The sequence below is a fragment of the Alloscardovia omnicolens DSM 21503 genome, assembly GCF_000420505.1.
In the GTDB taxonomy this organism is placed as follows: domain Bacteria; phylum Actinomycetota; class Actinomycetes; order Actinomycetales; family Bifidobacteriaceae; genus Alloscardovia; species Alloscardovia omnicolens.
Genome location: NZ_ATVB01000011.1, coordinates 1 through 24,401 on the forward strand (window position 1 = coordinate 1; position 24,401 = coordinate 24,401).

A 24,401-nucleotide genomic window follows, 5' to 3' on the forward strand; every position below is an offset into this window, starting at 1 on the left:
TGGTACTAATAGTCGAAGACAATAACACACCATAATTTTTTATGGTTTTGGTTAAACATTGAATACTCTTCCTTGCAACAAGGAACATTAAATCTGCGTACAAAACGATTCGCGTCTGCTAGCCGGTCCCCAAACCAACACGAGCCTCGTGTCGGTGGATACGAGGATAATTAAAGATTTTGCGGTGGTCATGGCCTAGGGGAAACGCCCAGTCTCCATTTCGAACCTGGAAGCTAAGACCTAGCACGGTGATGGTACTGCACTCGATAGGGTGTGGGAGAGTAACAAACCGCCGCAACAACACTTATTAAAGAGGGCGACCATGATAGGTCGCCCTCTTTTCATATATACACATTTTCCTCTCTTCTTTCTCAGTATTTTCTTATACAATATGTAAGGCTTTCTATCAATCAGATAGAGGAAGACAAAGAAGAAAGATTTAACCAATGACATTCCCATTATGGATGCAGCTTCTTGCAGAGTTTGCTGGAACTGCTATTTTGATGCTTTTCGGTAACGGTGCTGTGGCTAATCACTTGCTTACCGGTACTAAGGGTCATAACGCCGGCTGGGCTAATATCGCTACCGGTTACGGTCTCGGTGTAATGATTCCTGTAGCTATGTTCGGTGTCGTTTCTGGCGCTCATATCAACCCAGCTATGACCATCGGTCAGGCTGTAAACGGCATGATCTCATGGGATAAAGCAGGTCTGTACATTCTCGCTCAGCTGGCCGGCGCTTTCTTCGGTCAGGTAGTTGTATGGATTATGTACAAGCCGTTCTACGATAAGACCGAAAACGCGGGCGAGATCTTCGCAACCTTCGCAACCACCGACGAGGCAGAGGACAAGGCAAACTACTTCATTAACGAGTTCGTAGGTACCCTTATCCTCGTATTCGGTGCGCTCACCATCCTCAGCCTTGACTGGGGTAAGCAGGCTCCAATCGCAGCCGCTATTATCGTAGGCTTCATTGTTTGGGGTCTCGTAGCTTCCATGGGTGGTCCAACCGGTCCAGCTCTGAACCCTGCGCGCGACTTGATGCCTCGCCTGGCTCACGCTTTGTTGCCAATCGAGCACAAGGGCAGCTCTCGCTGGGGTGAGGCTTGGATTCCAGTTGTAGCGCCAATCTGCGGTGCTATCGTGGGTGTATTCCTCGCAGGCATCTTCTTCTAAGGAGAAGCGTTGTAGCTACTCGTAGCGATTTAGATAAGGGAGATATGGCTTCGGCTGTATCTCCCTTTTTGCGTTTATGGGGTGGTTGTGTTGTGGTGAGCGAACCGGTATGGGCGCATCGCTCAATGCCACAAACGTGAACGGTCATATAGGGCTCAAGCTAATGTGATGAGCGAATTGCTGGTGATGCATCGCTCACTACAGCTCGAAATAGCCGGTTTCAAGTGTGCTTCTCGCCGTGGAGAGCGAAGCGCTACCTGAGCATCGCTCACCACGGCTACATCTGGTGGCGTGAAAAGTGATTGACTTTACGACTCGTTGCCCACAGCCCCAAAACCATCATTATAAGGTCGTGAAAAACGAGCCGTACCGTAAATCACTCCTCACGACCCTCGCCCACACACAAACCACACCCCGCACTATAGTGGACAGCATGACTGCATACATGGATCATAAAGACTTAGCAAACACCACAATCACGCCCGAAAGAGCACAACAAATCTCCGATGGCGTGCATCGAACGCTGGAAGCGGTCAGCCAGGCGGCAGTCAAAGCGGGGCGCAAGCCTCACGAGGTAACGCTACTTGCGGCTACAAAAACGCGCGACGTGGCAGAAATCCTGTCGGCTATCGACGCGGGTATCCGCTGTATCGGCGAAAATCGTCCGCAAGAAATCCTCGCGAAAGCAGAATGTCTCAAGCAGGGCCTAGCCGAGCGCGGTCTGAGCATACCTCAGCACATGATTGGTCAGCTGCAGTCAAATAAAATCTCTAAGGTACTGCCGTATGTGCAGGTTATCGAGTCGGTGGATTCGCTCAAGCTGGCCGAGCGCATCGCCCGCCGCCTAGAGGCCAGCGCAGAGACCAGCGAGCAAACGCACACTGTGGGCGTCTATCTCGAGGTAAACGAGTCGGGCGAGGAGAGCAAGTCGGGCTGCGAGCCGCAGGAAGCGCTCGAAATGGCGGCGGCGATTAACGCTATACCTCAGCTGCGTCTCGAGGGTCTCATGACTATCGGTGCGCATGTGCAGGACGAGAAAATCGTGCGCCGTGGTTTTGAGGACCTCCGCAATCTGCGCGATAGCCTGCGCGAAGGCGGTATCGAAACCTGCAGTCAGCTGTCGATGGGTATGAGCGCGGATATGCAGTGGGCTATCGAGGAGGGCTCGACCATCGTGCGCGTGGGAACGGGCATTTTTGGCGCCCGCGCGTTTATCTAACGCGTTCATCTAGCGAGCATTTTTCACGCGTTCGCGGGGTTTCTATATTCTTAGAGTATGAGAATTGCGCGTTTCAGTCATGATGATACCGTTTCGTACGCTTTCGTTCAGAAAGACGAGGAAGACGGCAAAGATTATCTCGTAGAATTATCTGGTTACCCTTTGGGTGGAGCTCCCGTATCGCCGACTGGCGAGCGTTTCGGCGTGGACGATGAGGGAGTGCGCTTGCTGGCTCCTATTATTCCGAGCAAAATTTACGGTATTGCCAAGAACTACGAGGCTCATGCTCAATATATGGGCGAGATTAATGGCATGGCTGGCGTTCATGCGCCTGAAGATATGGTTATTTTCTCTAAGCCATCCACCTCTGTTATTGGTCCGGACGATCCGATTGTTTTCCCAGACTTTAGCAACGATATGAATTTCGAGCCAGAAGTTGCCGTGGTTATCGGTCGCATCGCGAAGAACGTGAGCGAAGAAGAAGCTATGAACTATGTGCTCGGTTTTACGTGCACCAATGACGTAACTTTGCGAGACCTGCAAGGCGATGACCCCACATGGACGCGCGCTAAAGGCTTCGATACTGCATGCCCGCTGGGTCCATGGATTGAGACAGATTTGGATCATTCGAATGCTCAGATTAGTTTCACTTTGAACGGCGAGGACGTGCCGGAAGCTTCTGGGACGACCGCGAATTTGATTCATTCGATTGAACAGCAGATCGCTTTTATCTCCAGTTTCGCGACCCTTTTGCCGGGCGATGTTATTTTGACCGGTACCCCATACGCTACTGGCAGTTTAAAGCCGGGCGATGAGGCGATTGTGCATGTACAAGGTATTGGCGATTTGCGTAACGTAGTAGTGCGCGCATAAATTTGATCACAAGAATGTGGAGACAATATGGCAGAGAAAACCGTTAAAGTAGCGCTGTTAGGTGCTGGAACAGTAGGTTCGCAGACCGCACGTTTGCTCGTAGAACAGGCTGATGAACTTGCTCGCCGCGCAGGCGCTCGCATCGAATTAACCGGTGTGGCTGTTCTCGACCCGAACGAAGTAAACGATCCATGGATTGATAAGTCGCTGCTCACCACAGAAACATTAGACTTAACCACGCGCGCAGACATTGTTGTAGAGCTCATCGGCGGCATTGAACCTGCCCGCACATTCGTTCTCAGTGCGCTCAATCATGGCGCTTCCGTAGTTACTGCGAATAAGGCGCTGCTGGCTCAGCATGGTCCAGAACTGTACGAAGCTGCAGAAAAGAACGGCGTAGATATTTACTTCGAAGCAGCTGTGGGCGGCGCTATTCCAATTGTGCGCCCATTGCGCGAGTCGATGGTGGGAGACCGCATTAACCGCATTATGGGTATTGTGAACGGTACCACCAACTATATTCTCGATGAAATGACCACCAAGGGCTTGGCTTTCGACACCGTACTCAAGGACGCACAGGCTAAGGGCTTCGCAGAGGCCGACCCAACCGCAGATATTGGCGGTTTCGATGCCGCTGCGAAGGCTGCCATTATGGCTGTTCTCGCATTCCATCGCGATGTTCGCATGGACGATGTAAATATCGAGGGTATTGAACACCTCACCGAATCGGATATTGCTGCAGCCCGCGCGATGAACCGCATCATCAAGCTTCTTGCTGTTGTTGAGCGTTCTGAGCAGGGTATTACTGCCGGCGTGTATCCGGTTATGCTGCCAGAAAATCATCAGCTGGCCAAGGTATCGGGCAGCTTTAACGCGGTCTTCGTGGAGGGCGAAGCTTCTGACGATCTCATGTTCTACGGTCGCGGTGCAGGTGGCGCTCCAACTGCTTCTGCGGTAGCCGGCGATATCGTAACTGTTGCGCGTCACCGTGCTGCAGGCTCTACTGGTCCGCTCATCCCGCTGTACTCGAACGAGCCAATCGTGGATGCTTCCGAAGTGGAATCCTCCTACATGATGCGCTTAAGCGTAGCTGACGCTGTCGGCGTGCTCGCGCGCGTCTCCGATATTTTTGCTAAGCACAACATTTCTATTCGTGCAGTGCAGCAGCGTCCAGAAGAAGACGAAAACGGCAATCACGAATTATGGATTACCACTCATAACGTGGCTGATCGAGTTATTCGCGAAACAGCAGAAGAAGTATCCAATGCTAAATCTATTGGCTCTGTGCTGTCGATTATGCGAGTTTTTGAAGACTAATAGACAGAAACTGTGTAACTGATGTGAAGTGTGTAACTGAATCCAGCGCTGACTGAAGTGAGAGGCTTGAGAAGCTTGAGTGTTTTCTTATCTCGAGTATTCTCTTATCTCGAGCCGCTTGAGTGTCTCGAGTCGCTTCCTATCTTGAGTATTTTTTATCTTGAGCCAGCTCTGAGAAACAGCATATAGTAAGGAACATGATGGTTTTTGCAGCATCGCGCGTTCGTGTGGACGTTCCAGCAACAAGCGCCAACTTGGGACCTGGTTTCGACGCCTGCGGTTTAGCCTTGGGCTTCTACGACACGATTTATGTAGAAGCTTTGCCTACACAAAGCGTAGATATTGAGATTATTGGTGAGGGTGCAGATACATTGCCGCGCGATGAGCGTCACCTGATTGTTAAAGCTTTGCGGGCTGCTGCTGAAGAGTTTGATTTGCCGGAGTTTGGTTTGCGCATGAAAGCGTATAACCGTATTCCTCAGTCCCGCGGAATGGGGTCATCTGCTAGCGCTATTGTCGCGGGCGTTAGTTTGGCCGCTGGCTTAGCGGGATTAGATAGCACTCAGCGCGAAATACGCGATGCTATTTTCCAGGTTGCTGCGCGTATAGAGGGTCATCCTGATAACGTAGCGCCAGCAGTCTATGGCGGTATGACAGTTTCGTGGAAGAGCGGGCAGGATTTTCGCACGCAAATATACCCAGTGCATAAAGATATTCATGCGTGGATTTTTATTCCGAATTTTGAATTGTCTACTGAAGAAGCGCGCAAAGTTTTGCCGTCAACCGTACCGTATGCAGATGCTTTGACTAATGTATCGCGCGTTGCTCTGCTTCCAGCAGCTATGGCGAATGCAGATAATGACTTGTTATTTGAGGCGACTGAAGATACCTTGCATCAGCCGTATCGCGCACCTCTGATGCAAGCATCTGCTGATTTAATGACTTTCTTGCGCTCTCAAGGATACGCTTCTACTATTTCTGGCGCCGGTCCATGCGTGCTCGCATTACATGCTTCTGACGCTACCGATAGTTTGCATAATATTACTGCTCGTGGCGTGGATATGAGCCATTGGCATATGGTGCATTTATCGGTAGACCGTTCGGGAGTGCAGATTAGCGCTGAATAACGTTGAAAAGGAGTGAAATTATGACTATTCCTGTTGTTTTAGCTTCTCAATCGCCATCTCGCGCTCGTTTGCTGGTGCATGCCGGTATTTGTCCCACAATACGCGTATCGCATGTAGATGAAGATGCTGTTTTAGCGTCTTTGGCAACTGACCGCGGCGTGCACGTCAACGATTTAAGCGTTGAAGAGCGGGTGCTCGTTTTGGCGCGCGCTAAAGCACAAGCTGTTGCTGATGACTACCGTTCCACGTGGAACACGATGCAGGAGGCTCGCGGAGAGTTAACAATTTCGCGTCCGATAGAGCAAGGGCAGGGAAGCGTTGCCGAACGTGTTGATTTAGCTGATTACGTGCGTGACCACTTAGGGCTGTCGGGACTTGTGCGCGGTCCAGTGGTGATTGGCTGTGATTCGCTGTTCACTCTTGACGGGGCTGTGTATGGAAAGCCGCATACGGCTGAGGTTGCGCGTGAACGTTTACGCGCTATGCGTGGGGCTACAGGAACATTATGGACTGGTCATGTGGTTATTGATTTATCGACCGGAGATATGGCTCAGTCCATTAGTTACGCTCATGTGAATTTTGCTGACTTTAGCGATGATGATATTGAACGTTATATTGCAACAGGTGAACCATTGGAAGTGGCTGGCTGCTTTACTCTCGAAGGGATTGGCTCAGCATTTATTGAGTCTATTCAAGGAGATCCTAGCGGTGTTATGGGTTTGAGCGTTCCCACGGTGCGTGCATTAGTTGAAGAACTGGGCATTAGTTGGACGAATCTGTGGAATGCGACAGATGCTCAGATTTTCACCCATGCGAAAGAGGTGACCCCAGATATTCCGGACAGCAATATTATGCAACCTGGAGACGGGTGGATTGACTGTGCATGCGGGCATAAACATTGGGGGCGCAATAGTGCAGCGGGCGTACTCGTGGCACGACGCGATGATGATGGGAATATTTCCCATGTTGCTATGCAACACCGCGCAGTATGGAGCGCGGAAGGGGGCACATGGGGCATCCCGGGTGGAGCGCTGGCAACGGGAGAAAACGTGATCGAGGGGGCGTTGCGCGAGGCTGCTGAAGAGGCGAATATTCATCCGGACGATATTGTGGTGGTGGGCGCGTACTGCGAAGACCACGGTCCATGGAGCTACACAACAGTATTTGCTTTTGAAAAACCAGAACATATGGTTCGTCCTCTTGCTACAGATGACGAAAGCGAAGATGTACGGTGGCTTGCAGTAGAAGACATGGATAGCGTGCCATTACTCTCGTACTTTAAGCAAGATTGGGCGAATTTTGAGCAACGATTGAATGTTGTTGCTCGAGAGCAGCGCGTGTAAATACGCTATTCTACGTTGCTAGTGGAGGGTGGTCTAAAAGGGCATCCTCCACCAGCAAGTTCCACTAATCAATTCTGTCCGTGTTGTTTTGTCGCGCTTGGGACTTAGCGAGGTTTTTGGTTTTTGTTGGGCTTATCTGTTTATTATTGCGGTGTGTAGGAGCCCTAGGGTGGTTCGTGAAGCATGACTTGGTAGAGCGTTCCACGATTCACGCACAGCACGAAGACTGAAAACACTCTTAACGATGATCGCGAGCATTGCTAGCGTTCCACACTCACAACCTCCACGCACCTGCAATCTTCACAACCCCGATCAAAACCGAAGGGTCTGTTTTGTTCCTCGTGAGGCGATGGTAGCACTGTTGGTTGCCGTGCGTGCGTTTTCTGTTGTATCTTTCATGGCTGTGTTTAGCAGTGAATGGTAAAGCTTTTACCAGCTGCGATTTGAGTGGTCAAACAGCTTTAACGAGTAGTGCTATTGATAGCGGTGAAAGATACAGCACGCGAATCACAATGAATCATTCTATTTATTCGTGGCGGAATTACCTTTCAGTGTTTTAATGACTAAACAGTAAAGCAATAATCGAAATACATAATGGTGAAGTCAAAGTGCTAAACAGCGTGCCATCGCGCGCAAAGCTCGTCCCTACATCATAGCGCGCTGCGTAATTGTAAACGTTTTGTCCTGTTGGCAGAGCAGCTAAAATAACGCAGCCATATAAGGTAGCGCCGCGGAAACCCATCAGATATGCCAAAACGAAAGCAATCAGAGGCATCACAATATTCTTCAGCACAGCAACAGTAGCAATAGCTGGAATATGCGCGCCTTTCTGCAGAGGTTTAGTTCCATACAAACTCATGCCGAAAGCCATCAAAATCAGCGGAACAGCAGAATTACCAATCATATTAATCGGATCAAAAATCCATTGCGGAACAATAAAATGCCCTGCCATAGCAGAAATCCAAGATATGGTAATACCTGCTAACGAACCAATCAGCAGTGGCTGATGCAGCGGCTGCGATGCAATGCGTTTGAAAGAAAACTTACCGCTGGTCTGAACGTCTAAAACAGTCAATGCAACAGGAGTAAACAGAGCCTGCTGCATAACCAAGATAGGAGCTACCAAAGCAGGGTTGCCAATAATATATGTGGCCACAGGCAATCCAATATTATTGGAATTTAAATACAAAGAGTTGAGCACGCCAATCGTTGTTTCTGCTTTCTCCAGCTTAAAAAACAAAGAGTTAATAAGAATAAAAATAAGTCCCACAGCTGCAGCAGAAGCAAAAGCAACAATAATCGTTGAATCAAAAATTTTATTTAAATGTTCTTTCGATAAAATAGCAAACATTAGGCACGGGCTAGAAACGAAAAAACTTATGCGGTTCAAAACGTATTGAGCCTGAGAACCGCCAATTTGCAGACGTGCCGCCACATATCCTGTGCCAATAACAATGCCAATAACCGCAAAACCCTGCAACGCACTCAATAATCCCATACTCACATAGTGCCACGATGTATGCTCTCAGGGTGCAGATAGTTTACGATATGAATTATGACTGCTCTAGACATCACGGAAAATGTAACGCAACTGGATCCAACACGCCTGCACGCGCTGTTCGAACGCATTATGCGCATCTACTCGGTTTCTGATGAAGAAAGCGCGCTCGCTGATGCTCTCGAAGAATATCTGCGCGGCTATGTGCATTTAGAGGTTCATCGCCATGAAGATACTGTGGTGGCTTCAACTCATTTTGGCAAGGCTGAGCGCGTGCTGCTGGTAGGCCATATAGACGTGGTGCCTGTTATCGATAACTTTCCGCCGCAAATATTGCAGCCAGGAGATGCGCGTATCCGTGAAGACGTTGCGCGAGATTATCCGCAGTCTCCAGTTATGTGGGGGCGTGGAGCTACCGATATGAAGGCGAGCGATGCAGTATTTGCGTATTTAGCGGGCGTTTTAGATAGCGCGGATAAGCTGCGTTGCGACGTGACTTATGTGTTTTATGACCATGAAGAAGTGCAGGCAGAGAAGAATGGTTTGGGTCATGTGCTGGCTGCGCATCCTGAGTGGGTGCAGGGAGATTTTGCGATTATTGGTGAGCCGACCAGCGGTCTTATTGAAGGCGGCTGCAACGGAACTATGCGTTTTGATGTGCTTACTCATGGAGTAGCCGCACATTCCGCGCGTGCATGGATGGGAGACAATGCGATTCATCATGCTGCTCGAGTACTGACTTTGCTTAGCGAATATGAGCCGGCAACGATTAGTGTTGACGGTTTGGATTATCGCGAAGGATTAAACGCAACCATGATTGAGGGCGGAGAAGGGACGAATATTATTCCGCAACACTGCCGTGTGCATGTGAATTATCGTTTTGCTCCAGATAAGACGATACAGCAAGCAAAAGCTTTACTGATGGGAGAAGGCTGCGCGACTGCTAGTGGAGTAGGAGTAGGGCCGGTACGAGCTGACGGGGGGCTTTTTGAAGGCTTTGATATTGATATGAAAGATGAATCAGCAGGCGCTCGCCCAGGTTTGCAGCATCCGCTCGTTCAGTCTTTGGTATCTTTAGTTCGTGACGCAACTGGCGAGCAGCCACGCGCGAAATTTGGCTGGACAGATGTGGCGCGTTTTAGTTCTTTGGGAATTCATGCAGTAAATCTGGGTGCAGGAGATGCTCTGCTGGCTCATAAATCAGATGAACAAGTAGCTCTTGATGCTGTGACTGAGTATGCGCAACTTTTAGAGACGTGGCTCAGAGCAATTCCTGTGGTAAACTGAACTCGGTAACTCTGCGTAGTAACCACACACTATGCGTTGATCCCCTTGCCTAATAGGGATGAAAACATGAGGATTTGTAGGCAAGCGTTGGCGTCCGCATAGATATGACAGACTTTTAACCGTTTACGGTGCACCGATGAAACGAAACGTTGCAAAACGTGTCATCTTATAGGTGAGCTGTAAACACGGAAAGCACAGCAGACGCAGCTGCTTGACTGGAGACACAAGTGTCTGAGCGTATGAATCAGGAACCACCTGTTCTGGGACGTCGCACTAATAAAGGATCGCGCCGTGTTGTGCGTGTTAGCGGTTCTCAGGATTCCCAAGTAACACAAATTTCGCATACTGTATCTTCTCAAGAGACATCAGCTCAATCTCAGGTGAACGCTAAGCCTGAAAGTGCTGATACTACTCAGCAGGTACAGGCAATAACGCAGGCAGACGGGCAGAGCGTACAGAATGCGGAGAATATGCCGAATGAGCGGGCTGGTGTGCAGACGGAAAAGCAATCGGATAAGCAGTCCAGCGACGGTTCTGAACCTGCAGATAGCGAGAAGAACCGCACGTCTGCACAGCAGACATCAGCGGCATATACGCGCAGCGACAAAGCTCAACGCATTGCTAGCGAACTCTTTGTTGATAGAGGCATTATTGTTCCGGACGAAGTTGTTGTAGAAGAGTCTGCAACGCAGAAGAGTGCTCAGGAGAGCTCTCGCGCTGTTTCTGAGCATAAGCCTTCGGGAAGCACCGAGACCGATTCTGAGGAATCCGCTGTTACTTCGCAAGTGGTGGCAGAAGAAAAGACTCAAGAGCGAGACGAAAATCCGCGCGTTCAGCATTCACGCCTTCGCCGTCGTATCACAATGGAGGATCGCGCTACCAGTGCTACCAGTGCCAACAGCGCTAACAGCGCTAACAGCGCTAACCGTAGCAATAACAGTGCTAATCGCGCGAAAGCCGAGGAGCAGTTTAGCGCAGCTCAAGAACCAGATTCTGCACAAGATACACCAACAGCACGTTCTGAACGTGCTCGTGCAGCAGTAAGTCAGGCTTTAGAGTTCTCGTCATCCCAAACAAATCATGAGGATGCTCGTGCAGTCGAAGAATTCAGTGCTCCAACCAATCCGATGATGAGCCTGCTGTTCCAAGCTCCTGTTATTCCTGAAATAACGCGCTCATCGCGTAGCGATTATCGCGATGAAGAGCAGGACGAGAATACCTTGCATCGCAATCGCCGTCATCGTCGCGATAAGAATCATGAGAACGCAGATAATAACGATGTTCTCGATACTATTAGCGTTGCTTTAGATGAAACTGAACGTTCTCGTTCAAGCGCACAGAATAATCAGCATGAGGATGACGACAACGTGCGTTCTTCTCGCCGTCGTAACCGCAAAGATAAAAACGAACGTAACGAGCGCAATGAGCGTAACGAAGAAAACGGTTCTGCGGAATATGTTGACGAATTCGACACAGATTCGCGCTCTCGTCGCAATCGCCGTCTGAATGCTCAAGAGCGTCGAGCAGCAGCAGAAGTCGAGCTGATTGAAAGCGACTTGGAGCTCGATGAGATTGACTACGAGCCTATTGAAGGCGATATGCGCAATGATGATGAAGCGGAAAGCTTTGAAAGCTCTTCGCGCCGTCCTCGTCGCCGTAGCGCTATGCTTCAAGAAGCTGAGGAAGCGGATGAAGAGTTCACCACACGTCGTCGTCGCCGTCGTCGCCGTGGCTCGAAGAATGCGCAGGACGATGATAATCAGTCGTCTGATTCGTTGTCTTCTTCAGTAGACACAGGAGAAGATACGCGCGGTCGTTCCCGTAAGCAGCAGTATATTGATGAAATTACGGATGTTGCCGGTTCAACACGTTTGGAAGCGAAGCGTCAGCGTCGTCGCGATAATCGTCGCGACCGTAACCGTCAGTCAGCACTGATTACAGAGCAAGATTTCTTAGCTCGCCGTGAAGTAGTCAACCGTTTAATGGTTGTGCGCGAACGCGGAAGCCATACGCAGGTCTCCGTTATTGAAGACGATGTGCTGGTTGAACATTATATTTCCGATATTGCAGAAGTATCCGCTGTGGGCAATATTTACCAAGGTCGCGTGCAAAACGTGCTGCCAAGCATGGAAGCAGCCTTCGTAGATATTGGTCAGGCGCGCAACGGTGTGCTGTATGCAGGCGAAGTGAATTGGGATACCACACGTTTAGATGGTCAGCCTCGTCGTATGGAACACGCTTTCCAGTCAGGCGATCCTGTGCTCGTTCAGGTAACGAAAGATCCAATCGGACATAAAGGTGCACGCTTAACCAGCCAGATTACTCTTGCAGGTCGTTTCCTTGTGCTCGTGCCATCGGGAAGCATGACAGGAGTAAGCCGCAAACTTCCTGAACGCGAGCGTGCTCGTTTGAAGTCTATTGTGTCGAAAGTAGCTCCAGAAGAAGTGGGCGTTATTATTCGAACCGCTGCTGAAGGCGCTCCTGAAGAAGCTATTATTAAAGATTTCGAGCATCTGAAGAACCAGTGGGAGCATATTTCTGCTCAGTTAGAGGAACTGAAGAACTCCAAGAAACCGCATCTCCTGCAAGGCGAGCCAGACGTTGTTATTCGCGTGATTCGAGACATCTTTAACGATGACTTTAAGAAGCTTGTTGTTGAGGGCGAAGATGTATATAACCGCATTCATGAATATATTGAATCTGCTGCGCCTGATTTGCTTGACCGCGTAGAACGTTGGGACCCAGCAGAGCATCGAGGTAAAGACGTGTTTGACCGCTGGCAGATTGATAGCCAGTTGCGTAAGGGCATGGAGCGTCAGGTATATTTGCCGTCCGGCGGTTCTTTGGTTATTGACCGTACCGAAGCAATGACCACGATTGACGTGAATACAGGACGTTTTATTGGCAAGGGCAAGTCGCTGGAAGAGACAGTTACCCGATGCAATTTGGAAGCTGCTGAGGAAGTTGTGCGTCAGCTGCGTTTGCGCGATATTGGAGGCATGGTCATGATTGATTTCGTGGATATGGTGATGCCTGCTAACCGCGATCTTGTTTTGCGTCGATTGGTTGAGTGTTTGTCTCGAGACCGTACGAAACATCAGGTTGCTGAAGTAACCTCGCTGGGTTTGGTTCAGATGACACGAAAGCGCGTGGGACAAGGCTTGGTTGAAGCCTTCTCAGAGGAGTGCCCAACCTGTGGTGGTCGTGGCTTTATTTTGCATGACGAGCCAACTGTGTCCGCTCAGTATGATGATCCGTATGCAATGAAGGGTGGAGATCCTTTCGTAAAGACAAATAAGCATGCGGCTCACTCTGCACATGCTGCTCATATTGCTCATGGAAAGGTGAGCGAGACTGCTCAGCCACGCGAAGAACGCGCTGGAACGAGTGAAAAAGCTAAAAACTCTATGGCAGCAATTGCTGCAGCTTCGGCGAATGCAAACAGTGGATACAGCGTTGCGGTGTCTTCTGGTGTGTCTTCTGGAGTGCCGGGCAATGCTGTGGTTTCTAATGCTCAGAGTGAAGGCGGTCAGTACAATAACAGTGCAGCAGATGGAGCTGAAAATCGTAGCGATGGTCGTAGTGATGATCGCAATGAAAGAGCGGACACGAGCGAAACGCCAAGCGTGGAAAACCGTGAAGCATCTACAACCTTGGCTTTGATTTCTGAAGACCTCAAGACCTTGCAAGAGTCACGTGGTTCTCGGGCGGGCAAAGAGCATAATCAGCATAATCAGGAAGTCGAGTAAAAGGCCGCTACCAAGCAATAATCGTGAAGATTTTGTTTGCAGCAACGAAACAGGGCGCGTAACCGTATTGCTCGTCCAAACTAGGCAGTAAAGTTACAAGTCCTGTGTGTTGCTCGACTTGACGGATGTCAAGCGATGCAATATATTAGATTGTTGGTGTCTTGTGAACGCCTCGGGTTGGTATGCCCGAGAACAGTTTAGAAGATAAAACGAACGTTAAAGCTTTTAAGAGGCAAAGGTAAGAACATGTACGCTATTGTGAAAGCCGGCGGCCACCAGGAAAAGGTCGAGGTAGGCGACGAATTTACCGTCAACCGTCTTGATGCAAAGAAGGGCGATACCGTAGAGTTCCCTGTTGCACTCGTAGTTGATGGTTCCAAGGTTGTTCTCGCAGCTAAGGACTTGGCAAAGATGACTGTTAAGGCCGAAGTTGTAGACGACGAAGCTAAGGGTCCAAAGATTAGCATCCAGAAGTACAAGAACAAGACTGGTGTAGCACGCCGTAAGGGTCACCGCCAGAAGTTGACTGTTCTCAAGGTAACCTCTATCGCGTAACTCGCGGTGTAGAGGATTATAGCCGAGTCATTTTTCGAAAGGAATAAGTCATGGCACATAAGAAAGGTGCGGCAAGTACCCGCAACGGTCGCGATTCAAACCCACAATACCTGGGTGTGAAGAAGTTCGGCGGTGAAGCAGTAGTAGCAGGCAACATTATCGTTCGCCAGCGCGGTACTAAGTTCCATGCAGGCCAGAACGTTGGTCTTGGCAAGGATCACACTCTCTTTGCTCTCGTAGACGGCACCGTAAAGTTCGGTACCCGTCGCGATCGCAAGGTTGTAGACGTAATCTCCGAGTAAATTCGGACAGCTTGAAGCCGCGCCACTTGAGCGCGGCTTTTTGTGTATATAAGGCTTTTGTGGGGGTTCTGTTCACGGGGTGAGCTTGCTTGCAGGGTGCGGCTCTTAACGGGGATCTGAGTGAGGGGGGGGCTCTGAGTGAGAGTCTCTTCGCGGGGTGTGCTGCGCTAGAGGGTATCTCTCTTAATGAGGTATTTCTCTTAATAGGGCGTTCCGAGCGAACGAGGAATGTCTCTGCTCGCGGAGTATCTCCGAGCGACGAGTTCTCTGAGCAGGGGTCTGTTGTAAAGGTATATAAGGATAAATCATGAGTGACTTCGTAGACCGCGTAACGGTTCATGTTAAAGGCGGCGATGGCGGTAACGGTGCTGCATCTATTCGACGCGAAAAATACAAGCCGCTAGCTGGCCCAGACGGTGGTGATGGTGGCGACGGCGGTAGCGTTATCGTTGTAGCGGATACTAACGCAACCTCATTGCTGGACTACCGTTATATGCCTCATCGCACAGCGCCTAGTGGCACGATGGGTAAAGGCGATAACAAGGATGGTTCTCGCGGAGAGGACTTGATTTTGCCTGTTCCAGTAGGCACGGTTGTTTTTGCGGCTAGCTCGGTTACGGGTGCTAATGGAACCGGTGGAGCTGCTACTTCTGGTGCTGGTAGTGCTGGGGCTGCTGTTGCCAAAACGAACACCGTTATAAGCGCGGCAAAGCACAAGAACGAGGAGATTCTCGCTGACTTAAGTCACGCTGGAGATAGTTTTGTGGCGGCTCAAGGTGGCGCTGGTGGTTTAGGCAATCGTTCTTTAGCGAGCAAAAACCGTAAAGCTCCAGGCTTCGCCTTACTTGGCGAACCTGGTGAAGAGCGCGATATTATTTTGGAGCTGAAATCTATTGCAGATGTTGCGTTGGTAGGCTATCCAAGTGCGGGTAAATCTTCGCTGGTGTCCACGCTGTCGGCTGCGCGTCCAAAGATTGCTGATTACCCATTTACTACTTTGGTTCCTAATCTTGGCGTGGTCAATACGGGAGATAAGCGTTTTACTATTGCTGACGTTCCAGGACTTATTCCAGGCGCCGCACAAGGTAAGGGCTTAGGCTTGGAATTCTTACGTCATATTGAGCGCACGCAAGTTATCGCTCATGTGATTGATTGCGCAACGCTTGAACAAGACCGTGACCCTGTGTCTGATTATTATGCTTTAGAAAATGAGCTTGCTCAGTATGCTGAGCAGCTTGGCACTCCTTTAGGCGCTATTCCTATTGCCGAGCGTCCGCGAGTGATTATTTTGAACAAGGCTGATATTCCTGATGCTAAGGAATTAGCTGAGTTTGTGAAGCCTGATTTTGAGAAGATGGGACATAAGGTCTTTATTATTTCGACGGCTTCTCATGAAGGATTAAAGCAACTGACGTATGCGTTGAGTGATTTGGTGGAGAAGATGCGTGCGCGCGTTGCTGAGCGGATGGCAGCTGCGGAAGAAGAGCGCGTTGTTATTCGTCCTCTTGAACGCAAAGCACGTAATTCTAAGGCTGTAGGTTTGGGCTTTGACTTTGAGATTGAGCGTGAGCAGGATCGCGATGGCAACTTCTGGTTTACTGTTACCGGCTCGAAGCCTGAACGTTGGGTGCGCCAAACAAACTTTGATAACGAGGAAGCTGTGGGTTATTTGGCTGACCGCTTGGCTCGTTTGGGAGTGGAAGATGCTTTGCGTGCTAAAGGCGCTCGCGTAGGTGATGAAGTTCGCATTGGACGTGGCGAGAATGCTATGGCTTTTGATTGGGATCCAACTGTGCAAGCTGGTGCAGAAATGCTGGACGGAGACCCACATGCTCAACGCGGTCATGATTTGCGTTTGGATGAGGTTCAAGGTCTTAACCGTCGTCGTACAAATGTGGAGCGTCGCCGTCGTTACCACGAGTGGATGGACGCCAAAACAGCTGTGCGTAACGCCATGATGGAAGAACGTAAAGCTGGACACTGGGCAGATCCGTCTCGCGTAGATGACCCTGAAGGTGCTCAGGACTTCTTGAAGCGTTTTGATGCTGATGGTGGTTCTGATGGTGCACGTGGTGAAGGAGCGCGTTTTAACGACGGCGCTGAAGGAGCACGCGCTGATGGTATGGAGAGTGTAGAGAGCGCAGAGTAAAGGCTCACGAATTTATGAATGAGGAACAAACACGCAGTCGCATTCTGCAAGCACAAACAATTGTGGTGAAGGTGGGCTCAAGTTCACTGACTTCGGCACAGGGCATGCTCGATGTCGATAAACTCAACCATTTAGTTACATCGCTAGCCTCCGCTGTTCAGTTGGGGGCGCGCGTTGTGCTTGTGTCGTCTGGTTCGGTGGCAGCTGGTTTGAAGCCACTCGGTTTTACTAGCCGTCCTGATGATTCAGTTTCTCGCCAAGCAGCTGCAGCCGTGGGGCAAGGATTGCTCATGGCGGAGTATGAGAAAGCCTTTGCACGCTACGATATCCGTGTTGGACAGGTGCTCATGTCTGCCCAAGATACCATGCGTTCTGCGCGCTACCGCAATGTGCGCAACACGATGGAGCGTTTGCTTGAATTCGGCGTTGTTCCTATTGTGAATGAAAACGACACGTTGGTTACCAGTGAAGTGCGTTTTGGAGATAACGATCATTTAAGTGCGCTTGTAGCCAATATTGTGCGTGCTCAAGCTTTGATTCTGCTCTCCGACGTTGACGGACTCTACACTGCTCCTCCAAGTCAGCCGGGGGCGCGGCGCTTGACTTTTGTGCATAATGCTCTTGAAGAGATTGACGATTCGACGATTGCGGGGACGGGCTCGGCTGTGGGTACGGGCGGGATGGTGACCAAGGTGGATGCAGTGCGCATTGCCACCGCCTCCGGTATTCCATGCTTGCTTACGTCTGCAGCTAATGCAGCTCCTGCATTAATGGGCGATGCTGCGGGAACGGCGTTTGCGCCTATTCGCGCTCGCGAATCAGCTCGACGTCTATGGATTGGTTATGCTTCTCATCCTCAGGGAACTGTTGTGGTGGATGATGGCGCTGCTCGTGCCGTACAAACAGGGAAAACCTCGCTACTAGCTGTAGGAACCTTAGGTGCGGATGGTGATTTTTCTGCTGGCGCTCCGGTGTGGGTAGAAGATACGCATGGCAATAAAATTGCTCGCGGATTATGTGCTTTTGATTCGGATGATATTTCCTCGCTTGCTCGAAAAAATACTGAGCAGATTGAGAGATTCTTGGGAGCAGAATATGCTCGTCCCATTATTCATCGCGATGATTTGGTGTTAGTAAAGCCCACGCGCTAATGTGAAGGCATGGCACAGTTAAGCACACGCATTCATAATGTTGCACCATCAGCTACTTTAGAAGTCGATCTTAAAGCAAAAGCTCTTAAAGCAAGCGGTATCGATATTATTGGTTTCGGCGCTGGAGAACCTGATTTCCCAACGCCTGACTATATTGTGCGCACAGCAGTAGAAGCAGCGCAGGACTCAAAAAATCATCGTTATACTGCAACAGCAGGTTTACCAGAACTTCGCGAAGCAATTGCTCACAAAACCGCACGCGATAGCGGCTATGAGGTAGATCCTCAGCAGATAGTGGTAACTAACGGCGGCAAGCATGCGGTGTACGCGAGCTTCCAACTTATTCTTAACGAGGGGGACGAAGTAATCGTTCCTACTCCTTGCTGGGTATCTTACCCAGAAACAATCAAACTTGCTGGTGGCGTGCCTGTCGAGGTTTTTGCAGATGCTGAGCATACTTTCGAACCAAGTATCGAGCAAATCGAAGCAGCTACTACCGAACGTACTAAAGCTATCATCATTAATTCTCCAAACAACCCAACAGGCGCTGTATGGTCTGCAGATACTTTGCGCGCAATCGCGAAGTGGGCTATCGAGCATGATGTATGGGTTATTTCCGACGAAATTTATGAGCACATGACTTATGATGACGCCGAAACCGCGCGTATTGGTTCTCTTGTACCTGAGGTGCGCGATCGGTTGATTGTTCTGAACGGTGTTGCGAAAACTTATGCTATGACTGGTTGGCGCGTCGGCTGGCTTCTCGCTCCTGCTGAAGTGGCGAAAGCAGCAACGAAGTTACAGGGACATATGACGTCGAACGTGTCTAATGTTCCTCAGCGCGCTGCAGTGTCTGCTATTGCTGGCGATTTAAGTGCTGTAGCTGCTATGCGTGAGGCTTTCGATCGCCGTCGTCACGCAATCGTGAGCGCTCTTAATGAGTTGCCAGGTGTGAGTTGCGAGATGCCAAAGGGGGCTTTCTATGCTTTCGCTGATTTTACAGGTTTGCTCGGTAAACCGCTCGGTAAGAACGGAACGGTTTGTGAAAATACAGTAGAGCTTGCAGCTCTGATTTTAGATGAAGTACATGTAGCTGCTGTTCCTGGTGAAGGATTTAGCGCACCTGGATATATTCGTTTTTCCTACGCTTTGGCAGATGATGACTTAGTTGAGGGTATGCGTCGTTTGAAAGAATGGCTCGCATAAGCCTTACTACAGTGCGGTTAAAGTGCATAAGTCGAGACGGGCTTATGCACTTTTTCGTAGCTGTTGCGTTATGCGTGCGCCACGCCGAGAATATGGAGAAGATGTGCTGGTGGAGGAATTGAAAAATAAGTGATTAGACGAAATCGACATTCCACGGTAAACTGAACATTTGGCGGTAAAAACGCCATACGTCGTTACATAGTCGAGGGTACTTGTCACAATATAAAGGCAATCCCGAGGATTGTGTACGATGTTACCAGTACACCTAGGGGTCTGGCGCAATTGGTAGCGCAACGGTCTCCAAAACCGTAGGTTGTGGGTTCGAGTCCCGCGGCCCCTGCTAGGGCAGTAAAACTGCACAGAAACATTGAGTGAGGATTGCAAAATGGCAAAGTCTGAGAACACTAAGGCTGCAAAAGTTCGCAAGCCAAATATCTTCCTGCGCGTTGGTATGTTCATCAGGCAGATGTTTGAAGAACTCTCTAAGGTTGTAGCACCATCAGGTAAGGAATTACTGGGATGGTCTGTAGCAGTGTTCATTTTCGTTGTATTGCTCATGATCTTTATTACAAGTTTGGACTTTGGCTTAGGTAAGCTCATGGTCACCTTGTTTGGCTAGTAAAAGCTTGTATTGCATATAAAACTATCGAGATTAACCCAGTAGGGAATTATGACTGAGAATTTTGAAGAAAATCAAGAAGCTCTTGAGGTTGCAGAAGTTGCAGAGCCAGTAGAAGCTGAAGTAGACGTGGAAACTGAAGCTCAGGATGTTGAAGCTGAAGATGCTCTCGATCCAGGTGAGAAGGCAGTCCAGGACTTCTCTAAGTCTTTGCGCGGTCTGGAAGGTAAGTGGTATGTTCTGCATACTTACTCCGGCTACGAAAAACGCGTAAAGATGAACGTAGAATCTCGCGTTCAGTCATATGGTCTGGAAAGCCAAATTTTCCAAATCGAAGTTCCTATGGAAGAGGTGGAACAGCATACTGACAAGGGTAAGAAAGTTGTTACCCGCGTACGCATCCCAGGATATGTGCTTATCCGCATGTGGCCAGATGAGGATGCTCGTCGTATTGTGCGCGAAACAGAGGGCGTAACCGGTTTTGTGGGTAATGGCGGTGAACCAGCTCCACTGTCTCGCAAAGAAGTTGTGTCTATGATGGCTCCAATGATTCGTTCTGAAGCATTGAAGGGCACTGACAATATTGAAGCTCGTAAGAAGGCTCGCCAGATTGAAGTCAGCTTCTCTGTGGGTGAATCCGTGACTGTTACTGATGGTCCGTTCGCTACGATGCCTGCAGTTATTTCTGAGGTCAGCCCAGCAACACAAAAGCTGTCTGTGCTTGTATCTATCTTTGGTCGCGAAACCCCAGTAGAACTTGGTTTCGATCAAGTGGCTAAGATTGACGCTTAAGGCTGCTTAAAGCTGTTATTCTGTCTTCGCGTTCACCCGAGAGAGTGGACGCGAACTTTGTTTGCGCGTGGTCTGGGACGTGAAAAGTGGGTGGCTATGGCTATTCCATGGTTCACGTGCTCAAAACTTAAACCGGACGCTGTCAGCCATGCCATGTGCGCGCCCGTCATGTCGCACAGCCATGAGCACAACTATCCTTCCTCCAAACTTGCTATTTGTCACAACAATCAGGCATAATAGAAAGGCTTGCCATTTTCAGCACGCTTTGGCACGCTGAAAGGCAGAGAAGATGAAAACCGCGGGAGGGGCGCGTCTTACGAGACAAACTCCGTTGAACCGCTAACAGAAAGAAGAACCATAAAATGGCTCCTAAGAAGAAAGTCTCAGCGCTCATCAAGCTGCAGATTGCTGCAGGTAAGGCAAACCCTGCTCCACCACTGGGTCCAGCATTGGGTTCCCATGGTGTGAACATCATGGACTTCACCAAGGCATACAACGATGCTACTAAGGATAAGATTGGTCAGATCATCCCAGTAGAAATCACTGTATATGAAGATCGTTCCTTCACCTTCGTTCTGAAGACACCTCCAGCAGCAGAACTTCTTCGCAAGGCAGCTGGCGTGGATAAGGGTGCTGGAAATCCTCTCACCACCAAGGTTGGCTCTGTAACCAAGGCACAGGTACGCGAAATCGCTGAAACCAAGATGGCTGATTTGTCTGCTCGCGATATCGAAGCAGGTATGAAGATCATCGAGGGTACCGCACGCTCTATGGGCATTACCGTAACCGACTAATTATTATCCACGAAGCAGAAGGGCAAACGCTTGCCCACACTGCGACTGCTAAGGAGAAGCAGATGACAAAGCGTTCTAAGAAGTATCGCGAAGCTGCCGAAAAGGTAGATCGTTCAAACCTCTACACCGCATCTGAAGCTATTGCATTGCTCAAAAGCATGCCAGCTCGCGGTTTCGATGAAACTGTTGAGGCTGTATACAACCTCAACGTAGATCCACGTAAGGCTGACCAGCTCGTTCGCGGTACCGTGAACTTGCCTAACGGCACTGGTAAGACCGCTCGCGTAATCGTTTTCGCACGTGGCCCATTGGCTACTGCAGCTCTCGAAGCTGGTGCAGACGAAGTTGGCGATGCAGAGCTCATCGAGAAGGTATCTAAGGGTTACACTGACTTCGATGCAGTAGTAGCAACTCCAGATATGATGGGTCAGGTTGGTCGTTTGGGTCGTGTGCTCGGTCCTCGTGGTTTGATGCCAAACCCTAAGACCGGTACTGTAACCATGGATGTAGCTAAGGCTGTATCTGACATCAAGGGCGGTAAGATTGAGTTCCGCGTTGATCGTCACGGCAACTTGAGCTTTATCGTGGGTAAGCTCAGCTTCACTGAAGAAGCTCTCGAAGAGAACTTCCGTGCAGTAGCTGATGAAATCCGTCGTTTGAAGCCAACTACCGTTAAGGGTCGTTACATCACTAAGGTAACCATGACTTCTACTATGGGTCCTGGTGTTCCACTGGATGTAGCTCCATTGGCTGCATAAGTAGTTGCATAGTTCGCGATAATACGAACAGAACTTTAATCCCGCATCACGCATAGGTATGGAAATGCCAGCGTATGCGGGATTTTGTTTTGCTGTTTTGTGGGGGCGGTTCGAACGTCGGTTTTTGTTGTTCATCGGACTTGGCGGGGTCTCATGCTTGCACGTGCGTGACTAGTAGCTGTTCGGCACAATCAGGCTTCACGCTGCATTAAATTCGAGGGTTATTGCTCTCACTCATTCTGCTTAACCGATTAATACACCTGTTGTGTCAGTTTTGATGCACAAAATGGCTTCAAAACTGACATATCGGTTGCGCGTATCGACTTTGCTCATAAAATAAACACATTCACGCCGAAGAGATGTCTTGACAACATCCTCCCTTAAACCCCGCTAAGTCCGAAGATCCGCATTTCTGTTGTATCTTTCATTGCTGTGCTTAGTAGTGAATGGTAAAGCTTTTACCACTTCCGATTTCAGCGGCTAAATTACTTTAAGGTGTAGCGCTACTGATAGCGGTGAAAGATACAGCATGCGAATCAAAATGAACCACCCCATTCATTAGCGCTTGAATAACATGCAGCCTACTGAGCGAGTTTTCTCTGCGATATGCCAGCCATGTGTGTTAGGTTGCCAAGAACAGCGTAACGTTCACGCACACCCACTCCGCGAGTTACACTCCCGCAACGGACAATGTGGATAACTCGCTCATCGAGTCACAACACAACCGAATTTCTACGCCACCTACGCTAGAGTGGGGTGCATGGTAGACGTGACAACAACCCCAGCAGCAGACTCAATGAAGCTCAACGACGGTCGTAATATCCCTCGCATCGGAGCGGGAGTTTTGCGCATCGATAATGGCGATGTGGCACAAGTTGTATGCGACGCTTTAGAAGTCGGATATCGCCACATCGACACTGCTGCCGGCTATGGTAATGAAGATGGCGTGGGTGAAGGTCTGGCTTGCGCTGGTTTTGCTCAGGGCGAGAACCGCAGTAAGTTGTGGCTCACTACAAAATTGCGAGATTCCGAGCAAGGTTACGACACAGCTTTACGCGCGTTTGAGCGTCAGCTACGTCTGCTCAAAACTGATTACGTTGATATGTATATGATTCATTGGCCAACTCCTTTTGATTGGCGTAGCGATACAACATGGGCTGCTTTGCGTGAACTACGCGAAGCAGGAGTTGTAAAAACTTTGGGCGTGTGCAATTTTATGCCTACAGATTTAGATCGTTTATATGATCAGGTGGGAGAGTATCCTGCTGTTAATCAGATTGAATTACATCCAACATTCCAACAGCGCGAGGTCGTAGAATATAGTCAGAGTAAGGGGATTGCAGTACAAGCATATTCTCCTATGGGGCGCGGAGCAGATTTAACCGCTGGTGGTGAACAGCTCGAGCAGATAGCTGCACGTCATAACGCAAGCGTAGCTCAAGTAATTTTGGCTTGGCATCTGGCTAAAAATATTATTATTATCCCTAAGTCTGCGCATAAGGAGCGTTTAGCAGAGAACTTAGAAAGCCGCAGTATTAAACTGACTGCAGATGATATAGCATTTATTGATTCTCTCAATACTTTGACACGTGCAGGGCATGATCCAGCTACTTTCTCCTATAGCTAATGCTTAGGCATTACAGGCGTCGCCGCACCAGAGCTCGCCGTCAAGTTATCGCAGTAAAAAAGCAATGGTACTACCTTATGTGTGTCATTGTTTTTCTTGGCGTACTTATTGGCTCTTTTCTGCCACAAGTTAGCGATACTGTGGCGCGCACAACCGGCACATATACAGCAACCGGTCAGGCGGCTGAAGCACTAGCACAGCTCAAAGTTGTCGATAATCCTCGCCCAAGCCGTCACTATAAGCGCGACTATTTCGGTTTCCGCCAAACAGATGATGACGGTAATGGCTGCGATGTGCGCGAAGATGTGCTTGCCCGCGATTTAGCAGACGTGCGCTATAAAAGTTTAACCTCATGCAGAGTTGCGTCAGGTGTTCTTAACGACCCGTATACAGGAAAAACTATACATTTTAAGCGCGGCATCGACACAAGCAGAGCAGTGCAAATAGATCATGTTGTTGCTTTAAGTAATGCCTGGAAATCAGGCGCATATGCGTGGAATACTGCTCGACGCTATGAATTTGGTAACGATACCTATAATCTTCTCGCAGTTGATGGTCCTGCAAATCAGCAGAAAGAAGATGCTTCAGCAGACGAATGGTTACCATCAAACACGGCTTACGCGTGCTCGTATGTTGCGCGCCAAATAGGTGTGAAAACGAAGTATCAGCTCAGCGTTACAACATCTGAGAAGAACGCCATGCTCAAAGTTTTGCATGGCTGTAGTAACCAAGTATTACCTGCGCGATAAACGAAGATTTGAGCGATTTTTCTCTCAGCTCAATAAATTGAGCCTATAACGCTATATTAAAAGAAGCACTTACGCATACCGTGTGTTGCAATCCCGAACGTTTTACCCTAT

20 protein-coding genes, 1 tRNA gene and 1 rRNA gene are annotated in these 24,401 nt (G+C 49.4%); 21 read left to right on the forward strand and 1 reads right to left on the reverse strand.

The window, feature by feature from the left end; translation table 11 throughout:
- The first annotated feature begins 180 nt into the window (after positions 1-180).
- The 7 genes from rrf (at position 181) to G464_RS0105540 (ending at position 7,054) form a co-directional block, all read left to right on the forward strand.
- Positions 181-298 (forward strand): 5S ribosomal RNA (gene rrf, locus G464_RS0105510).
- A gap of 148 nt (positions 299-446) precedes the next feature.
- Positions 447-1,175: an MIP/aquaporin family protein gene (locus tag G464_RS0105515; protein WP_021617644.1), complete on the forward strand. Its 729-nt coding sequence runs from the start codon at positions 447-449 to the stop codon at positions 1,173-1,175.
- Between the two features lie 433 nt (positions 1,176-1,608).
- Positions 1,609-2,394: a YggS family pyridoxal phosphate-dependent enzyme gene (locus G464_RS0105520; RefSeq protein WP_022857062.1), complete on the forward strand. Its 786-nt coding sequence runs from the start codon at positions 1,609-1,611 to the stop codon at positions 2,392-2,394.
- A gap of 57 nt (positions 2,395-2,451) precedes the next feature.
- A complete protein-coding gene (locus tag G464_RS0105525; RefSeq protein WP_022857063.1) occupies positions 2,452-3,267 on the forward strand; it encodes a fumarylacetoacetate hydrolase family protein in 816 nt (271 codons plus the stop codon).
- A gap of 27 nt (positions 3,268-3,294) precedes the next feature.
- On the forward strand, positions 3,295-4,584 hold the full coding sequence (locus tag G464_RS0105530) for a homoserine dehydrogenase (protein WP_022857064.1): 1,290 nt from the start codon (positions 3,295-3,297) through the stop codon (positions 4,582-4,584).
- Between the two features lie 200 nt (positions 4,585-4,784).
- Entirely contained in the window at positions 4,785-5,711 is a 927-nt protein-coding gene (gene thrB / locus G464_RS0105535) for a homoserine kinase (RefSeq protein WP_022857065.1), read from the forward strand.
- A 20-nt stretch (positions 5,712-5,731) separates the two neighbouring features.
- Positions 5,732-7,054, forward strand: a complete 1,323-nt coding sequence (locus tag G464_RS0105540) for a Maf family nucleotide pyrophosphatase (protein ID WP_022857066.1) — start codon at positions 5,732-5,734, stop codon at positions 7,052-7,054.
- A 556-nt stretch (positions 7,055-7,610) separates the two neighbouring features.
- Here the strand turns inward: G464_RS0105540 and G464_RS0105545 are convergent.
- Positions 7,611-8,552: an AEC family transporter gene (locus G464_RS0105545; protein WP_021617653.1), complete on the reverse strand. Its 942-nt coding sequence runs from the start codon at positions 8,550-8,552 to the stop codon at positions 7,611-7,613.
- Positions 8,553-8,609: 57 nt separating this feature from the next.
- Between G464_RS0105545 and dapE the strand changes: the two genes are divergently transcribed.
- The 14 genes from dapE (at position 8,610) to G464_RS0105620 (ending at position 24,290) form a co-directional block, all read left to right on the forward strand.
- Entirely contained in the window at positions 8,610-9,839 is a 1,230-nt protein-coding gene (gene dapE / locus G464_RS0105550; protein WP_039777693.1) for a succinyl-diaminopimelate desuccinylase, read from the forward strand.
- 239 nt (positions 9,840-10,078) lie between these two features.
- Entirely contained in the window at positions 10,079-13,588 is a 3,510-nt protein-coding gene (locus G464_RS09065) for an Rne/Rng family ribonuclease (protein WP_080651164.1), read from the forward strand.
- 246 nt (positions 13,589-13,834) lie between these two features.
- Positions 13,835-14,143 carry a 50S ribosomal protein L21 gene (gene rplU / locus G464_RS0105560; protein WP_022857068.1) on the forward strand — a complete coding sequence of 103 codons (309 nt, stop codon included), beginning with the start codon at positions 13,835-13,837 and terminating at the stop codon, positions 14,141-14,143.
- A 50-nt stretch (positions 14,144-14,193) separates the two neighbouring features.
- Positions 14,194-14,445 carry a 50S ribosomal protein L27 gene (gene rpmA / locus G464_RS0105565; RefSeq protein WP_022857069.1) on the forward strand — a complete coding sequence of 84 codons (252 nt, stop codon included), beginning with the start codon at positions 14,194-14,196 and terminating at the stop codon, positions 14,443-14,445.
- Positions 14,446-14,752: 307 nt separating this feature from the next.
- On the forward strand, positions 14,753-16,594 hold the full coding sequence (obgE, locus tag G464_RS09070) for a GTPase ObgE (protein ID WP_022857071.1): 1,842 nt from the start codon (positions 14,753-14,755) through the stop codon (positions 16,592-16,594).
- A 14-nt stretch (positions 16,595-16,608) separates the two neighbouring features.
- Complete coding sequence (gene proB / locus G464_RS0105580) at positions 16,609-17,745, forward strand: glutamate 5-kinase (RefSeq protein WP_022857072.1); 1,137 nt, start codon at positions 16,609-16,611, stop codon at positions 17,743-17,745.
- Positions 17,746-17,754: 9 nt separating this feature from the next.
- Positions 17,755-18,951 (forward strand): pyridoxal phosphate-dependent aminotransferase, encoded by a 1,197-nt coding sequence (locus G464_RS0105585; RefSeq protein WP_022857073.1) that lies wholly within the window; start codon positions 17,755-17,757, stop codon positions 18,949-18,951.
- A 267-nt stretch (positions 18,952-19,218) separates the two neighbouring features.
- Positions 19,219-19,291: transfer RNA gene (locus G464_RS0105590), tRNA-Trp, on the forward strand.
- 45 nt (positions 19,292-19,336) lie between these two features.
- A complete protein-coding gene (gene secE / locus G464_RS0105595; protein WP_022857074.1) occupies positions 19,337-19,570 on the forward strand; it encodes a preprotein translocase subunit SecE in 234 nt (77 codons plus the stop codon).
- A 51-nt stretch (positions 19,571-19,621) separates the two neighbouring features.
- Positions 19,622-20,362 (forward strand): transcription termination/antitermination protein NusG, encoded by a 741-nt coding sequence (nusG, locus tag G464_RS09075; protein WP_022857075.1) that lies wholly within the window; start codon positions 19,622-19,624, stop codon positions 20,360-20,362.
- A 362-nt stretch (positions 20,363-20,724) separates the two neighbouring features.
- On the forward strand, positions 20,725-21,156 hold the full coding sequence (rplK, locus tag G464_RS0105605; RefSeq protein WP_018143356.1) for a 50S ribosomal protein L11: 432 nt from the start codon (positions 20,725-20,727) through the stop codon (positions 21,154-21,156).
- Between the two features lie 62 nt (positions 21,157-21,218).
- Entirely contained in the window at positions 21,219-21,914 is a 696-nt protein-coding gene (rplA, locus tag G464_RS0105610) for a 50S ribosomal protein L1 (protein WP_021617664.1), read from the forward strand.
- Between the two features lie 760 nt (positions 21,915-22,674).
- Entirely contained in the window at positions 22,675-23,541 is an 867-nt protein-coding gene (locus G464_RS0105615) for an aldo/keto reductase (RefSeq protein WP_022857076.1), read from the forward strand.
- On the forward strand, positions 23,541-24,290 hold the full coding sequence (locus G464_RS0105620) for a GmrSD restriction endonuclease domain-containing protein (protein WP_022857077.1): 750 nt from the start codon (positions 23,541-23,543) through the stop codon (positions 24,288-24,290). Before G464_RS0105615 ends, G464_RS0105620 begins: the two co-directional genes overlap by 1 nt.
- Positions 24,291-24,401: the final 111 nt, after the last annotated feature.

Bases quoted from the DNA above. Each gene is read 5' to 3' on its own strand.
- G464_RS0105620 (WP_022857077.1), top strand. From the start codon at position 23,541: ATGCTTAGGCATTACAGGCGTCGCCGCACCAGAGCTCGCCGTCAAGTT.
- nusG (WP_022857075.1), top strand. From the start codon at position 19,622: ATGACTGAGAATTTTGAAGAAAATCAAGAAGCTCTTGAGGTTGCAGAA.
- G464_RS0105530 (WP_022857064.1), top strand. From the start codon at position 3,295: ATGGCAGAGAAAACCGTTAAAGTAGCGCTGTTAGGTGCTGGAACAGTA.
- obgE (WP_022857071.1), top strand. From the start codon at position 14,753: ATGAGTGACTTCGTAGACCGCGTAACGGTTCATGTTAAAGGCGGCGAT.
- rplU (WP_022857068.1), top strand. From the start codon at position 13,835: ATGTACGCTATTGTGAAAGCCGGCGGCCACCAGGAAAAGGTCGAGGTA.
- G464_RS0105520 (WP_022857062.1), top strand. From the start codon at position 1,609: ATGACTGCATACATGGATCATAAAGACTTAGCAAACACCACAATCACG.
- rpmA (WP_022857069.1), top strand. From the start codon at position 14,194: ATGGCACATAAGAAAGGTGCGGCAAGTACCCGCAACGGTCGCGATTCA.
- rplK (WP_018143356.1), top strand. From the start codon at position 20,725: ATGGCTCCTAAGAAGAAAGTCTCAGCGCTCATCAAGCTGCAGATTGCT.
- G464_RS09065 (WP_080651164.1), top strand. From the start codon at position 10,079: ATGAATCAGGAACCACCTGTTCTGGGACGTCGCACTAATAAAGGATCG.
- G464_RS0105585 (WP_022857073.1), top strand. From the start codon at position 17,755: ATGGCACAGTTAAGCACACGCATTCATAATGTTGCACCATCAGCTACT.
- thrB (WP_022857065.1), top strand. From the start codon at position 4,785: ATGGTTTTTGCAGCATCGCGCGTTCGTGTGGACGTTCCAGCAACAAGC.
- secE (WP_022857074.1), top strand. From the start codon at position 19,337: ATGGCAAAGTCTGAGAACACTAAGGCTGCAAAAGTTCGCAAGCCAAAT.
- proB (WP_022857072.1), top strand. From the start codon at position 16,609: ATGAATGAGGAACAAACACGCAGTCGCATTCTGCAAGCACAAACAATT.
- dapE (WP_039777693.1), top strand. From the start codon at position 8,610: ATGACTGCTCTAGACATCACGGAAAATGTAACGCAACTGGATCCAACA.
- G464_RS0105515 (WP_021617644.1), top strand. From the start codon at position 447: ATGACATTCCCATTATGGATGCAGCTTCTTGCAGAGTTTGCTGGAACT.
- G464_RS0105525 (WP_022857063.1), top strand. From the start codon at position 2,452: ATGAGAATTGCGCGTTTCAGTCATGATGATACCGTTTCGTACGCTTTC.
- G464_RS0105540 (WP_022857066.1), top strand. From the start codon at position 5,732: ATGACTATTCCTGTTGTTTTAGCTTCTCAATCGCCATCTCGCGCTCGT.
- G464_RS0105545 (WP_021617653.1), bottom strand. From the start codon at position 8,552: ATGGGATTATTGAGTGCGTTGCAGGGTTTTGCGGTTATTGGCATTGTT.
- rplA (WP_021617664.1), top strand. From the start codon at position 21,219: ATGACAAAGCGTTCTAAGAAGTATCGCGAAGCTGCCGAAAAGGTAGAT.
- G464_RS0105615 (WP_022857076.1), top strand. From the start codon at position 22,675: ATGGTAGACGTGACAACAACCCCAGCAGCAGACTCAATGAAGCTCAAC.